Origin of the sequence: Streptomyces purpureus (assembly GCF_014648195.1) — a bacterium.
Taxonomy (GTDB): Bacteria; Actinomycetota; Actinomycetes; order Streptomycetales; family Streptomycetaceae; genus Streptomyces; species Streptomyces purpureus.
In genome coordinates this window covers 54,908-69,215 of the sequence record NZ_BMQQ01000026.1, presented here as the reverse complement: position 1 = coordinate 69,215, position 14,308 = coordinate 54,908, and the positions used below count along the sequence as shown (strand labels likewise).

10 protein-coding genes and 1 pseudogene are annotated in these 14,308 nt (G+C 70.5%); 8 read left to right on the top strand and 3 right to left on the bottom strand.

Annotation, left to right across the window (positions count from 1 at the left end):
• Positions 1-5: 5 nt before the first annotated feature.
• From kdpA to IEZ01_RS26830, 5 genes are all read left to right on the top strand, one after another.
• Entirely contained in the window at positions 6-1,670 is a 1,665-nt protein-coding gene (gene kdpA, locus IEZ01_RS26850) for a potassium-transporting ATPase subunit KdpA (protein WP_028797767.1), read from the top strand.
• Positions 1,667-3,811: a potassium-transporting ATPase subunit KdpB gene (gene kdpB, locus IEZ01_RS26845; protein WP_019888113.1), complete on the top strand. Its 2,145-nt coding sequence runs from the start codon at positions 1,667-1,669 to the stop codon at positions 3,809-3,811. Before kdpA ends, kdpB (IEZ01_RS26845) begins: the two co-directional genes overlap by 4 nt.
• Positions 3,812-3,817: 6 nt before the next feature.
• A complete protein-coding gene (kdpC, locus tag IEZ01_RS26840; RefSeq protein ID WP_019888115.1) occupies positions 3,818-4,453 on the top strand; it encodes a potassium-transporting ATPase subunit KdpC in 636 nt (211 codons plus the stop codon).
• A gap of 132 nt (positions 4,454-4,585) precedes the next feature.
• Positions 4,586-5,290 (top strand): response regulator, encoded by a 705-nt coding sequence (locus tag IEZ01_RS26835; RefSeq protein WP_019888116.1) that lies wholly within the window; start codon positions 4,586-4,588, stop codon positions 5,288-5,290.
• A 77-nt stretch (positions 5,291-5,367) separates the two neighbouring features.
• Positions 5,368-7,914, top strand: a complete 2,547-nt coding sequence (locus IEZ01_RS26830; RefSeq protein WP_189204199.1) for an ATP-binding protein — start codon at positions 5,368-5,370, stop codon at positions 7,912-7,914.
• A gap of 23 nt (positions 7,915-7,937) precedes the next feature.
• On the opposite strand, the gene IEZ01_RS26825 is transcribed toward IEZ01_RS26830, so the two are convergent.
• The 3 genes from IEZ01_RS26825 to IEZ01_RS26815 form a co-directional block, all read right to left on the bottom strand.
• On the bottom strand, positions 7,938-8,657 hold the full coding sequence (locus IEZ01_RS26825) for a potassium channel family protein (RefSeq protein WP_229833242.1): 720 nt from the start codon (positions 8,655-8,657) through the stop codon (positions 7,938-7,940).
• Entirely contained in the window at positions 8,650-10,023 is a 1,374-nt protein-coding gene (locus tag IEZ01_RS26820; RefSeq protein WP_019888119.1) for a TrkH family potassium uptake protein, read from the bottom strand. Before IEZ01_RS26820 ends, IEZ01_RS26825 begins: the two co-directional genes overlap by 8 nt.
• Before the next feature lie 134 nt (positions 10,024-10,157).
• Positions 10,158-10,247: a potassium-transporting ATPase subunit F gene (locus tag IEZ01_RS26815; RefSeq protein ID WP_019888120.1), complete on the bottom strand. Its 90-nt coding sequence runs from the start codon at positions 10,245-10,247 to the stop codon at positions 10,158-10,160.
• 474 nt (positions 10,248-10,721) lie between these two features.
• Here IEZ01_RS26815 and kdpB (IEZ01_RS26810) point away from each other — a divergent pair.
• From kdpB (IEZ01_RS26810) to IEZ01_RS26800, 3 genes and pseudogenes are all read left to right on the top strand, one after another.
• A pseudogene (gene kdpB / locus IEZ01_RS26810) lies at positions 10,722-12,873 on the top strand (potassium-transporting ATPase subunit KdpB).
• Positions 12,874-13,149: 276 nt separating this feature from the next.
• Positions 13,150-13,956: an SDR family NAD(P)-dependent oxidoreductase gene (locus IEZ01_RS26805; RefSeq protein WP_189204197.1), complete on the top strand. Its 807-nt coding sequence runs from the start codon at positions 13,150-13,152 to the stop codon at positions 13,954-13,956.
• 150 nt (positions 13,957-14,106) lie between these two features.
• Positions 14,107-14,295, top strand: coding sequence for a hypothetical protein (locus IEZ01_RS26800; protein ID WP_189204195.1), 189 nt, complete (start codon positions 14,107-14,109; stop codon positions 14,293-14,295).
• Positions 14,296-14,308: the final 13 nt, after the last annotated feature.

Sequence of the window (14,308 nt, the reverse complement as noted above, 5' to 3'; positions counted from 1 at the left end):
CGGATATGAGCCCCGTTCTTGCTGACGTGCTCCAGGTGTCCGCGCTGATCGTCGCGCTCGTCCTCGTGCACCGTCCCCTCGGCGACTACATGGCCGCCGTTTTCACCTCCGGCAAGCACCTGCGCGTCGAGAAGTGGATATACCGCGCCGTCGGCGCCAACCCCGACACGGAGATGCGCTGGCCCGCGTACCTGCGCGGCGTGCTCGCGTTCTCCGCGATCGGCGTGCTGTTCCTCTACCTGATCCTGCGGATCCAGGACGACCTGCCCGGGTCGCTGGGCTTCGCCGCGATCACCCCGGACCAGGCGTTCAACACGGCGGCCTCCTTCGTGTCCAACACGAACTGGCAGTCGTACTCGGGCGAGTCGTCCATGGGCCACGTCGCTCAGACCGCCGGCCTGGCCGTCCAGAACTTCGTCTCCGCCGCCGTCGGCATCGCCGTGGCCGTGGCGCTGGTCCGCGGCTTCGCCCGCTCCCGTACGGGCGAGCTGGGCAACTTCTGGGCCGACCTGGTCCGCGGTGTCGTCCGCATCCTGATCCCGATCACCGTGATCGCGGCGGTTCTGCTGGTCGCGGCCGGCGCCGTCCAGAACTTCGCCGGCATCCACGAGGTCACCACCGTCACCGGGCAGACGCAGTCCATCAGCCCCGGAGCGGTCGCCTCCCAGGAGGCCATCAAGGACCTGGGCACGAATGGCGGCGGTTACTTCAACGCCAACTCGGCCCACCCCTTCGAGAACCCCAACGGCTTCTCGAACCTCCTGACGATCTTCCTGCTGCTCGTCATTCCGTTCTCGCTGCCGCGCACCTTCGGCAGGATGGTCGGCAGCGTTCGGCAGGGCTACGCGATCGTCGGCGCCATGGCCACCATCTGGTTCGTCGGTGTCGTCCTGGTGACCTGGCTCGAATACGCCCACCCCGGCACCGCCTCGCAGCTCGCGGGCGGTGCGATGGAGGGCAAGGAGCAGCGGTTCGGCGAGGGCGCCTCGTCGCTGTTCGCGGTCTCCACGACCATGACGTCGACCGGTTCGGTCAACTCCTTCCACGACTCCTTCGGCGGTCTGTCCGGCGGTGTGCTGCTGCTCGGCATGATGCTGGGTGAGATCGCGCCCGGCGGTGTCGGCTCCGGCCTCTACGGCATGTTGATCATGGCGGTCGTGGCAGTGTTCATCGCCGGTCTGATGGTCGGCCGCACCCCGGAGTACCTGGGCAAGAAGATCGGCACCCGCGAGATGAAGTACGCGGCCTGCTACATCCTCATCACTCCGGCGCTGGTGCTGATCGGCACGGCGGTCGCGATGGCCACCGGGCACGGCGAGGCCTCGATGACGAACACGGGCGCGCACGGCTTCTCCGAGGTCCTGTACGCCTACACCTCCGCCTCGAACAACAACGGCTCGGCCTTCGCCGGCTTCGGAGCCAACACCGAGTTCCACAACACGGCACTCGGTCTGTGCATGCTGCTCGGCCGGTTCCTGCCGATGGTGTTCGTCCTCGCCCTCGCGGGTTCGCTGGCGGAGCAGAAGCCCGTCCCCGAGACCGCGGGCACCCTGCGGACCGAGAAGCCGCTGTTCACCGGGCTCCTGGTCGGCACCATCATGATCATCACCGGTCTGACGTTCTTCCCGGCCCTCGCGCTGGGCCCGCTCGCCGAAGGGCTCGCGGCATGACCACCGACGTAGAGAAGTACGAGGACGACATGTCCACCACCACGACGAGCCCGGCGCCGCACGCGGACGTGCCCACCGGGCACAAGCCCGAGGGCGGGCGGGTCGGCGGGGGTCTGTTCGACCCGAAGCAGCTCCTGAAGTCCTTCCCGGACGCGCTGCGCAAGCTCGACCCGCGGATCATGGTCAAGTCGCCGGTCATGTTCGTGGTGCTGGTCGGCTCGGTGGTCACCACCGTCCTGGCGATCAAGAACCCGGGCGACTGGTTCGGCTGGGCGATCACCGCCTGGCTGTGGCTCACCACGGTCTTCGCCAACCTCGCCGAGGCCGTCGCCGAGGGCCGTGGCAAGGCCCAGGCCGACACCCTGCGCAAGGCCAAGACCGACACCGTCGCCCGCCGGATCATCGGCCCGAACGAGGAGCGCGTGCCCGGCACCGACCTGCGGATCGGCGACCTGGTGGTCTGCGAGGCCGGCGACATCATCCCCGGCGACGGTGACGTCGTCGAGGGTGTCGCGAGCGTCGACGAGTCGGCCATCACCGGCGAGTCGGCTCCGGTCATCCGCGAGTCCGGCGGCGACCGCTCGGCCGTCACGGGCGGTACGAAGGTCCTCTCCGACCGCATCGTCGTCAAGATCACGACGAAGCCCGGCGAGACCTTCATCGACCGGATGATCAACCTGGTCGAGGGCGCCGCCCGGCAGAAGACCCCCAACGAGATCGCCCTGAACATCCTGCTGGCGTCCCTCACCATCGTCTTCCTGCTCGCCGTCGTCACCCTGAAGCCGTTCGCGATCTACGCGGGCGCCGACCAGCAGACCTCGATGATCGTGCTGACCGCCCTGCTGGTCTGCCTCATCCCGACCACGATCGGCGCGCTGCTCTCCGCGATCGGCATCGCCGGCATGGACCGCCTGGTCCAGCGCAACGTGCTCGCCATGTCGGGCCGCGCCGTCGAGGCCGCGGGCGACGTGTCGACGCTGCTGCTCGACAAGACTGGAACGATCACGCTCGGCAACCGTCAGGCCGCCGAGTTCGTTCCGGTCAAGGGCACCGCCGAGGCCGAGGCCGAGGTCGCCGACGCCGCCCAGCTCTCCTCGCTCGCCGACGAGACGCCCGAGGGCCGCTCGATCGTGGTCCTCGCCAAGGAGAAGTACGGCCTGCGCGAGCGTCACCAGGGCGAACTGGCCCACGCCGAGTGGGTCCAGTTCACCGCCCAGACGCGCATGTCCGGTGTGGACGTCGACGGCCGGAAGATCCGCAAGGGTGCGACCGGCTCGGTCGTCGCGTGGGTGAAGGAGCAGGGTGGCACCGTCGCCGAGGACGCGCAGGCGCTCACGGACCGGATTTCCGAGGCTGGTGGCACGCCGCTGCTGGTGGCTGTGGAGGACGACAAGGGCGCACGCGTCCTGGGCGTCATCCACCTCAAGGACGTCGTCAAGGACGGCATGCGCGAACGCTTCGACGAGCTGCGCCGGATGGGCATCAAGACGGTCATGATCACGGGTGACAACCCGCTGACCGCCAAGGCCATCGCCGAAGAGGCCGGCGTCGACGACTTCCTCGCCGAGGCCACCCCCGAGGACAAGATGGCCCTCATCAAGCGGGAGCAGGCCGGCGGCAAGCTCGTCGCGATGACCGGCGACGGCACCAACGACGCCCCGGCGCTCGCCCAGGCGGATGTCGGTGTCGCGATGAACACGGGCACGTCGGCCGCGAAGGAGGCCGGCAACATGGTCGACCTCGACTCCAACCCGACCAAGCTCATCGAGATCGTCGAGATCGGCAAGCAACTCCTCATCACCCGAGGCGCGCTGACCACCTTCTCCATCGCCAACGACGTGGCCAAGTACTTCGCGATCATCCCCGCGATGTTCGCGGTCGCCTACCCGTCGCTGGACAAGCTCAACATCATGGGCCTGGCCTCTGCGGAGTCCGCGATCCTCTCCGCCGTCATCTTCAACGCGCTGATCATCATCGCCCTGGTCCCGCTCGCCCTGAAGGGCGTGCAGTACCGGCCGACCAGCGCCGACAAGATGCTCCGGCGCAACCTCGGTCTCTACGGCCTGGGCGGCCTGGTCGCCCCGTTCGTCGGCATCAAGCTCATCGACATGCTCCTCACCCTCATCCCCGGAATCGGCTGATCGGCTATGAACAACTCCGTAGCGAACACGGGACGCCTGGCCTGGGCCGCGCTGCGCATGCTGCTCGTCCTCACGGTCGTGACCGGCGTCCTCTACCCCCTCGCGGTCACGGGCATCGCCCAGGGCCTCTTCCGCGACAAGGCCAACGGCTCGATCGTGAACGTCGAAGGCAAGGAGGTCGGCTCCGAGCTGATCGGCCAGACCTGGGACCTGCCGAAGAAGAACCCGGACGACGAGAACGAGGTGCCCCGGCCGGACCCGAAGTGGTTCCAGCCGCGTCCGTCCAACAGTGGTTACGACCCGCTGTCCACGGGCTCCAGTCAGCTCGGCGCGTCCGACCCGACGCTGACCAAGCTGGTCGGCGACACCAAGAAGGCCGTGGCCGCCTTCAACGGTGTGCCGGAGTCCGAGGTCCCCAAGGACGCGGTCACCGGCTCGGCCTCCGCGATCGACCCGCACATCTCCCCGGAGTACGCGGAGATCCAGATCAAGCGGGTGGCGAAGGTCAACGGCCTGTCCGAGCAGCAGGTGACGAAGCTGGTCGAGGACCACACCGAGGGCCGCACGGCCGGGTTCCTCGGCGAGCCGCACGTCAACGTCCTCAAGCTCAACCTCGCGCTGAAGGACCTGGCCGCGCGCTGACGGTCCCGTCGGCAGCCTGCTGGGAACCGCCGGGGCCGGGACTCCTCCCGCCCGGCGGTTCCCGTATAGGCGGACCCCGTGCCCGACGGCGATGCCGTGAACGACGAGACGACAAGAAAGGTGGCACCCCCGATGACCCGGGTGCTGGTGGTCGAGGACGAACCGCCGCTCGTCAGGGCCCTGACGATCAACCTGCGGGCGCGCGCGTACGAGGTGGACGCGGCCTCCGACGGCACCACCGCGCTGCGGCTGGCCGCCGAGCGCAGACCCGATGTCGTCGTCCTCGACCTCGGCCTGCCCGACATGGACGGCATCGACGTGATCAAGGCCCTGCGCGGCTGGACCCGTGTGCCGCTCGTCGTCCTGTCGGCCCGGCGCACCACCCACGAGAAGGTCGAGGCGTTCGAGGCGGGGGCCGACGACTACCTCACCAAGCCGTTCGACATGGCCGAGCTCCTCGCCCGGCTGCGGGCCGCGGTGCGGCGCAACACGCCGGACGGCGCGGGCGGCGTGCTGCCGGCGGACGAGCCTCGGTCGCTCACCGTCGTCACGGACGATTTCACGGTCGACCTCGCGGCCAAGAAGGTCCGGCGCGGCGGCCAAGCGGTCCGTCTCACCCCGACGGAATGGCACCTGCTGGAGATTCTGGTCCGCAGCCCGGGGCGCCTGATCAGTCAGCGGCAGCTCCTGGAGGAGGTCTGGGGACCCACTTTCGCCACCCGGACGAACTACCTCCGCGTCTACATGGCGCAGCTCAGGCGCAAACTGGAGAAGGACCCCTCCCACCCGCGCTACCTGATCACGGAACCGGGCATGGGCTACCGCTTCGAGGGCTGAGAACGGCTGTCGCCTCCGGCCGCGTGCCTCTCCGGTCTGCCACGGAATCATCTGCTTCGACACGAAAGATCGCACCCATGGGACGCGGGAAGCTTCGGATCTACCTCGGCGCGGCGCCGGGCGTCGGCAAGACGTACGCGATGCTCTCCGAAGCCCACCGCCGTGTCGAGCGGGGCACGGACTGCGTCGTCGCCTTCGTGGAGCACCACAACCGCCCGCGTACGGAGGTCATGCTGCACGGCCTGGAGCAGATTCCGCGCCGTGAGATCGAGTACCGGGGCAGCACCTTCACGGAGATGGACGTCGACGCGGTCCTGGCCCGCCGGCCCGCCGTGGCCCTGGTGGACGAGCTCCCGCACACCAACATCCCCGGGTCGCGGAACTCCAAGCGCTGGCAGGACGTCGAGGAGCTCCTCGCTGCCGGCATCGACGTCATCTCGACGGCGAACATCCAGCACCTGGAGTCGCTGGGAGACGTCGTGGAGTCCATAACCGGCGTACGGCAGAAGGAGACCGTCCCCGACGAGGTCGTCCGCCACGCCGACCAGATCGAGCTGGTCGACATGTCGCCGGAAGCGCTGCGCCGGCGGATGGCCCACGGGAACATCTACAAGCCGGACAAGATCGACGCGGCCCTGTCGCACTACTTCCGGCCCGGCAACCTCACCGCGCTGCGGGAGCTCGCCCTGCTGTGGGTGGCCGACCGGGTCGACGAGTACCTGAACCAGTACCGCTCGGACCACGAGGTCTCGGCGATCTGGGGGTCGAGGGAGCGGATCGTCGTCGGTCTGACCGGCGGCCCCGAGGGGCGGACCCTGATCCGCCGGGCCGCCCGGCTCGCCGAGAAGGGTGCCGGCGGGGAGGTCCTGGCCGTCTACATCGCCCGCAGCGACGGGCTCACCTCGGCCTCGCCGAAGGAGCTCGCCGTCCAGCGGACCCTCGTCGAGGACCTCGGCGGCACGTTCCACCACGTCATCGGCGACGACATCCCGTCCGCGCTGCTCGAGTTCTCGCGCGGGGTCAACGCCACCCAGATCGTCCTGGGCGCGAGCCGCCGCCGCTCGTGGCAGTACATCTTCGGGCCCGGGGTCAGCGCCACCGTCGCCCGTGAGTCGGGCCCCGACCTGGACGTCCACATCGTCACCCACGACGCCGTCGGACGCGGTCGCGGGCTGCCCAAGCGGCAACGCAGCCGCCTCGGGGGCCCGCGTCTCGTGGCGGGCTGGCTCGTCGGCGTGGCCGGACCGCTCCTGCTCACCCTGGCACTGACCTCGCTCGGCAGCGGTACGGGGCTGGCCAACGAGATGCAGCTCTTCATGGCGGTGACCGTCGCGGCGGCCCTGCTGGGCGGGATGTGGCCGGCGCTCGCCTCGGCCACCGTCGGTTCGCTGCTCCTGAACTGGTACTTCACGCCCCCCGTCCACACGTGGACCATCGCCGACCCCGAGAACATCTTCGCCTTCTTCGTGTTCTTCGCCGTCGCGGCGTCCGTGGCGTCTGTCGTCGGCCTCGCGGCCCGCCGCACCCAGCAGGCCGCCAGACTGCGGGCGGAGTCCGAGACCCTGTCCCTGCTCGCGGGCAGCGTGCTGCGTGGCGACACCAGCCTGGAGGCACTCCTTGAGCGGGTGCGGGAGACCTTCGCCATGGAGTCCGTCGCCCTGCTCGAACGGACCAGCGACGTCGAGCCGTGGACCTGTGTGGGCGGTGTCGGCGCGGCACGGCCGGTCGCCCGGCCCGAGGACGCGGACGTCGACATGCCCGTCAACGACCGCCTGGCCCTGGCCCTGACCGGCCGGGTCCTGCCCGCCGAGGACCGCCGTGTCCTGGGCGCCTTCGCCTCCCAGGCCGCCGTCGTCCTGGACCGTCAGCGCCTGGTCGGCGAGGCGGCCGAGGCCCGGAAGCTCGCCGAGGGCAACAAGATCCGCACGGCTCTGCTCGCCGCCGTCAGCCACGACCTGCGCACCCCGTTGGCCGCCATCAAGGCCGCCGTCACCTCCCTGCGTGCCGACGACGTCGAGTGGTCGGAAGAAGACCGGGCCGAGCTGCTCGCCGGCATCGAGGAGGGCACCGACCGGCTCGACCACCTGGTCGGGAACCTGCTCGACATGTCCCGGCTGCAGACCGGCACCGTCATGCCGGTGTTCCGCGAGACCGACGTCGACGAGGTCGTGCCGATGGCGCTGGGCGGCGTACCGGAGGACAGCGTGCTCCTGGACATCCCGGAGACCCTGCCGATGGTCACGGTGGACCGGGGCCTCCTTGAACGGGCCGTGGCCAACGTCGTCGAGAACGCCGTCAAGTACAACCCCGTCGGCACGCCGGTCCTGGTGTCCGCCAGCGCGATCGGCGACAGGGTGGAACTGCGTGTCGTCGACCGCGGCCCCGGTATCCCCGACGAGGCGAAGGACGGCGTCTTCGAGCCCTTCCAGCGATACGGCGACGCACCACGCGGTGCCGGTGTCGGCCTCGGCCTCGCGGTCGCCCGCGGGTTCGTCGAGGCCATGGGCGGCACCGTCACGGCCGAGGACACCCCCGGCGGCGGGCTGACCATGGTGATCGCCCTGCCCAAAACGCCGTCCCACCAGCCGGTCCGGCCGGAGCTGCCGGCGGAGGCGACCACCTGAACCACGTCGGCAGCCGCCGGCCGTCAGCTTATTTCGGCGAACGCCTCCACGGCGCGGGTCTTGCCGGTGACGATGATGACGTCCCCCTTCATCACCACGGTCTCGGCGGTCGCGTGGGTGAAGTCCTCGTGGGGGCGCTTGATGCCCACTACGGTCACCCCGTGCTTGGTCCGTACCCCGCTCTGGCCCAGCGGGGCGCCCGTGATGCTGTCCGGGGTGACGGTCTTCACCAGGGCGTAGTCGTCGTCGAACTCGATGAAGTCGAGCATCCGCCCCGTCACGAGGTGGGCCACCCGCTCGCCCATCTCGTGCTCAGGCAGCACGACGTGGTGGACCCCGAGCCGTTCCAGGATCTGGCCGTGCTGGCGGCTGATCGCCTTCGCCCAGATGTTGGGGACGTTCTCCTCAAGGAGGTTGGAGGCGATCAGGATGCTGGCCTCCATGTCCGTGCCGATGCCGACCACGGCGCTGGTGAACTCGTGCACGCCGAGCTGGCGCAGCACCTCCGGGTCGGTGCAGTCGGCGACGGCGGAGTGCGTGAGCGTGTCGCTGTGGCGCTGGACGAGCGCGGGGTCGGTGTCGATCCCGAGGACGTCCCAGCCACGCCGGGTCAGCTCCAGGGCGAGGGAGCTGCCGAACCGGCCCAGGCCGATGACGGCGACCCGCTGGTCGCTCATCTCGGGGTACTGCTGGGCGAGCCGCTTGCGGCGGCGGTGGCGCAGGTGATGCAGGTAGTTACCCAATGACGGGTCGCTCCTCGGGTAGCTGGTAGCGGCGGGTCCGCTCGCGCAGGGCGAGCGCGGAGACGAGGGTGACCGGGCCGAGCCGGCCGACGAACATGAGCAGGATCAGTACGAGCTGTCCGCTGTCCGGGAAGTCGGCGGTGATGCCGGTGGACAGTCCGACGGTGCCGAACGCGGACACCGCCTCGAACAGGACGGCCTCCATCGGCGCCGAGGAGACGGTCAGCAGGGCGAGCGTGGCACCGATCACGAGGCCGACGGCCAGCAGGGCGACGGTCAGCGCTTGGCGCAGGACGTGCGGGGCCAGGCGCCGGCCCATGACGGTGGAGTTCGGTTCGCCGCGCACCTCGGCGGCGATGGCCGCGGCGAGCACGGCGAAGGTGGTGACCTTGATGCCGCCGGCCGTGCCGGCGCTGCCGCCGCCGATGAACATCAGCGTGCAGGTCATCAGCAGGGTGGAGGCGTGCATGGCGCCGATGTCGACGGCATTGAAGCCGGCCGTGCGGCTCATCGCGGAGTGGAAGAACCCGTTGAGGAGCTTCTCGTCCCAGTCGAACCGCCCCAGCGTGCCGGGATTGGTCCACTCCAGCAGGCAGGTGAGGACCGTGCCGGTCAGGAGCAGGACGAGGGTGGCCAGCAGGGTCATCCGGGTGTGCAGCGTCCAGGTGCGGCGTCCGGTGACCCTTCTGCGCGTCCGGTGCCGCAGCAGTTCGAGCAGGACCGGGAAGCCGAGCCCGCCCAGGATGACCGCCAGGGCGATGGGCAGCGTCACCCACGGGTCCTGCGCGTACGGGGTGAGGCTGTCGACGTGGAGGCCGAAGCCCGCGTTGTTGAACGCCGAGACCGCGTGGAAGAGCCCGGAGTACGCCGACTCGGCGATGGGCTGGTCGTAGCCGAACCGGAAGCGCAGCGCGAGCCAGCCGCCCACGGCGAGTTCCACGGCGAGCGTGGTCCCGGCGACGCCGAGCAGGACACGGCGTACGTCGCCGATGCCGAAGCTCTTCGTCTCCGCCGCGGCGGTCAGCTGCAGCCGGAGACGCAGCTTGCCCGAGACGAGCAGAGCGAGGAGCGAGGCCATCGTCATGATGCCGAAGCCGCCGACCTGGATCAGCGCGAGGATCACGCCCTCACCGAAGCCGCTCCAGTACGTGCCGGTGTCCACCACGACCAGGCCCGTCACGCACACGGCCGAGGTGGACGTGAACAGGGCGGTCACGAAACCGGTCGCCCCTCCGTCCTGCGAGGACACCGGCGGCATGAGCAGGAACGCGCCCAGCAGGATCACCGCGCCGAAGGCCGTGACCAGCGTCCGGGCCGGATGCACGGCGAACAGCGACCGCCGCACCGCCGTCAGCTGACCGGCCACCAGTCGGCCTCCCTCGCCTCACCGCTACGAAGCCGGGGGGCGTATCGAACCCGTCAACGAACCGGCGGCGGTCACCCTATCCCGGTACCCCGGTGCGGGCGGCGGGTGGCACGAGGCACCTCACCGAGAGGCGTTCAGAACTTCCCCGGTCGCAGTACAGCCGCCACCAGATAGCCGACCAGTGACAGGGCCACCATGAGCCCGACCCAGTTCTCCTCGCTCACCAGCGATCAACTCCCCTGTGCTGCGGGCTGCCCCGCCCGAATCCGACCCGCTCAGGAAACCGCGTGTGCCGCCGGCGCCGGGGGAGCGTTGACGACCCTCTTCCGTCGGCGCGAGCGATTCTGACGCCGCTTTGACGCGTTTCGACATGATCCGTCAGAGCGCCGTCAAAGCCGTGCGCGAAAGGCCGACCGCGCGCCGGGAAGCCCGTAGGTTCCTTCTCGGCCGCTCTGTGCCGTGGACGTCAGTGGCCTGACCGTCCCCGGGCCGCGAGGGCGCGGACGTCCTCCCATCCGGCGTCCGTGCCCTCGCGCCACGGCCCCCACCTTGGTACCGCCCCGCGGATGAGAAGGCTCCTGCCGCGTCCGCAGGCGGCCTGCACCGGCCCTCGACAGAGCCGCTGGATGGGGTGGCCCGTCCGTTCGTCCACCGGCCGCCGCCGCACGGACGGCCGGGCTACCAGAAGGTCTCCCGCGATGCGTTCCGCCGCGCCCCAGCAGGCGCCCCCGCTTCCCGCGCCGCCCCGCAACCCCGCTCCCCGGCGGTCCGGCCGCCGGCGGACCGGCCAGGGCGGCCTGCTCGACCCCGTACAACTGGTGACGTCCCTCCCGGACGCCCTGCGCAAACTCCACCCGCGCGCTGGTCCGCAATCCGGTGCTGTTCGTGGTGGCCGCCGGCTCCGTCCTGACCACCCTGTCGGCCCTGCTCGACCCGTCCGTCTTCACCTGGACGATCAGTGTCTGGCTGTGGCTGACCGTGATCTTCGCCAACCTCGCCGAAGCCGTCGCCGAGGGCCGCGGCCGGGCCCAGGCGGAGACGCTGCGCAAGGCGCGGACCGACACGGTGGCGCTGCGCCTGCGCCACTGGCGCTACGGGACGGACGTGGACCGGGCGGCGACCGAGGCCGTCGCCGCGACCGACCTCAAGCAGTTCGACGTCGTCCTCGTCGAGGCGGGCGAGATGGTCCCGGCCGACGGCGACGTCGTCCAGGGAGTGGCGTCGGTCGACGAGTCGGCCGTGACCGGCGAGTCCGCGCCCGTGATCCGGGAGGCGGGCGGCGACCGTTCCTCGGTCACCGGAGGCACCACCGTGCTGTCGGACCGCATCGTCGTCCGGGTCACCTCGCGCCCAGGACACTCCTTCATGGACCGGATGATCGCCCTCATCGAGGGCGCCGAGCGGCAGAAGACCCCGAACGAGATCGCCCTCAACATCCTTCTCTCGGCGCTGACCATCGTGTTCCTTCTGGTCGTGCTCGCACTTCAGCCCATGGCCGGGTACGCGGGCGCGGCTCAGTCCACCACCGTTCTCGTCGCCCTGCTCGTCACCCTCATCCCGACGACGATCGGCGCGCTGCTCTCCGCCATCGGCATCGCCGGCATGGACCGCCTCGTCCAGCGCAACGTCGTCGCCCTGTCCGGCCGCGCAGTCGAGGCCGCCGGAGACGTGAACACCCTCCTCCTCGACAAGACCGGCACCATCACCCTCGGCAACCGTGAGGCCGCCGCCTTCGTCCCCCTGCCCGGCGTCGACGCGGCCGTCCTCGCCGACGCCGCCCAGCTCGCCTCCCTCGCCGACGAGACCCCCGAAGGCCGCTCCGTCGTCGCCCTCGCCCAGCGGCAGTACGGCCTGACCGCCCCTGCCGAGGGCGAGCCGGCGAACCCCCGCTTCGTCGAGTTCAGCGCACAGACCCGGATGAGCGGCATCGACCTGCGCTGGGGCGACGGCTCCGGCTGCCACATCCGCAAGGGGGCCGCGGCCCAGGTGATCGACTGGGTGGAGATGTACGGCGGTACGGTGCCGGCCGAGGCCCGCACCTGGGCCGACGCGATCGCCGCCTCGGGCGGTACGCCCCTGCTCGTCGCCGTCCACGACGCCGACGGGCCCAGGGTCCTGGGCATCGTCCACCTCAAGGACGTCGTCAAGGACGGCATCCGGGAACGGTTCGCCGAGCTGCGCGCCATGGGCATCCGTACGGTCATGGTCACCGGTGACAACCCGCTGACGGCCAAGGCCATCGCGGCCGAGGCAGGAGTGGACGACTACCTCGCCGAAGCGACCCCCGAGGACAAGCTCGCCCTCATCAAACGGGAGCAGGCCGGCGGCAAGCTCGTGGCGATGACCGGTGACGGCACCAACGACGCCCCGGCGCTCGCGCAGGCGGACGTGGGCGTGGCGATGAACACGGGTACGTCGGCCGCGAAGGAGGCCGGCAACATGGTCGACCTCGACTCCAACCCGACCAAGCTCATCGAGATCGTCCGGATCGGCAAGCAACTCCTCATCACCCGCGGCGCCCTGACCACGTTCTCCATCACGAACGACGTCGCGAAGTACTTCGCGATCATCCCCGCGATGTTCACCGGGGCCCATCCGGGGCTCGAAGCGCTCAACATCATGGGCCTGCACAGCCCCACCTCGGCGATCGCCTCCGCCATCATCTTCAACGCCCTGATCATCGTGGCCCTCATCCCGCTCGCTCTGCGCGGCGTCCGCTACACCCCCGCTTCCGCGCACGACCTGCTGCGACGCAACCTCACCCTCTACGGCCTCGGCGGCCTCGTCCTGCCGTTCCTCGGCATCAAGCTGATCGACCTGATCGTCTCCTCCGTCCCCGGCATCGGCTGAGAAGCCGTCAGAAGTCCATCAGGGGAACGTCAGAAACGAGGATCCACTCTTGTCCAGGGCCACGGCCACGGCTTCGATGGGACACGTGAACAGCGCGTGGCTCCAGCTCGACCGGCCGCCTCAGCAGGCGCCGCCGCGTCGCGTGCCCCGCTGCCGTACGGGCGCGTCCGCCCTGCGCTGACGCCCGCCCGTCCGCCTGACCCGGGGCGCCGGACCGTGCGATCGGTCCGGCGCCCCGCCGTTTTCCCCACCACTTCCCAGATCCCTGGACGACCCATGTCTTCTTCCCTGTCCGGACGCACCGTTCTCGTCACCGGAGCGACCTCCGGCATCGGCTACCAGGCCGCCCGGCTGCTCGCCGATGGTGGTGCGACGGTGCTCATGCACGGCCGTACCGCCGATGAGGCGCGCGCCGCCGCCGACCGGCTCGTCACCCTCGCGGACGTACCCGCCGACCGCCTGTGCGCCTTCGGGGCCGACTTCGCCCGCCTGGAGGAGGTCGAGCGGCTCGCCACCCGGGTCCTGGCGGAGCACTCGCACCTGGACGTGCTCGTCAACAACGCGGGCATGGCCGCCCCGGAGCGGCACACGGTCACCACCGACGGCAACGAGATCGCGTTCCAGGTCAACTTCCTCGCCCACTACCTGCTCACGCACCTGCTCGAACCCGCCCTGACCAGCGAGCCGGGCGGCCGGGTGGTCAATGTCTCCTCCTCCCTCCACCGCTCCGGCTCGATCCAGTGGAACGACCCCAACCGCACCCGCCGCTACTCCCGGCTCGCCGCCTACGCCCAGTCGCAGCTGGCGCTGACCGTCTTCGCCGCCGACCCGCGCGTCACCGCCGTCTCCGTCCACCCCGGCGTCTGCACCACCAGCCTGATGCCGCTCTACGCGCACGAGGGCGAGTCGCCGGCCGAGGGCGCCGCACACGTCGTACGGCTCTGCGACCCGGCCACCGAGATCGTCAACGGCGCCTACTACGACCGCGATCAGCGTGTCCCCCCAGCACCCGTCGCCACGGAGCCGCGCACCGTCAAGCGCCTCACCAAGCTCGCCGACCTCCTCGTCGGCCACACCGCCTGAAGGAGCACCCTGCCATGTCCAAGCGCGCCCGCATGAAGAAGGACCACCGCAAGAAGAGGGCGAACCACGGCCGCAAGGCCGGCCGGCGCTGACCCCGGGGGCGGCCCGTCCCCTGACCGGCCGCCCCCGCCATCCGTAACGGAGACACCCGTGATCCCTCGTCCCGCCCAGCAACCACCGGCCCCCGCCCGGGCGTTTCCGACCGGGGCGCCCGGCACCGGTGCCCTCGTCGAGCACGCCCTCGCCACCGGACACGGCCGATGGTGGACCGACCGCGCCGTCCGGCCCCGCGCCGTTGCCGTCACCTGCGGAGGGCACGCCAGCCCCCGGGAGGTCTAGACAACGACGAAGG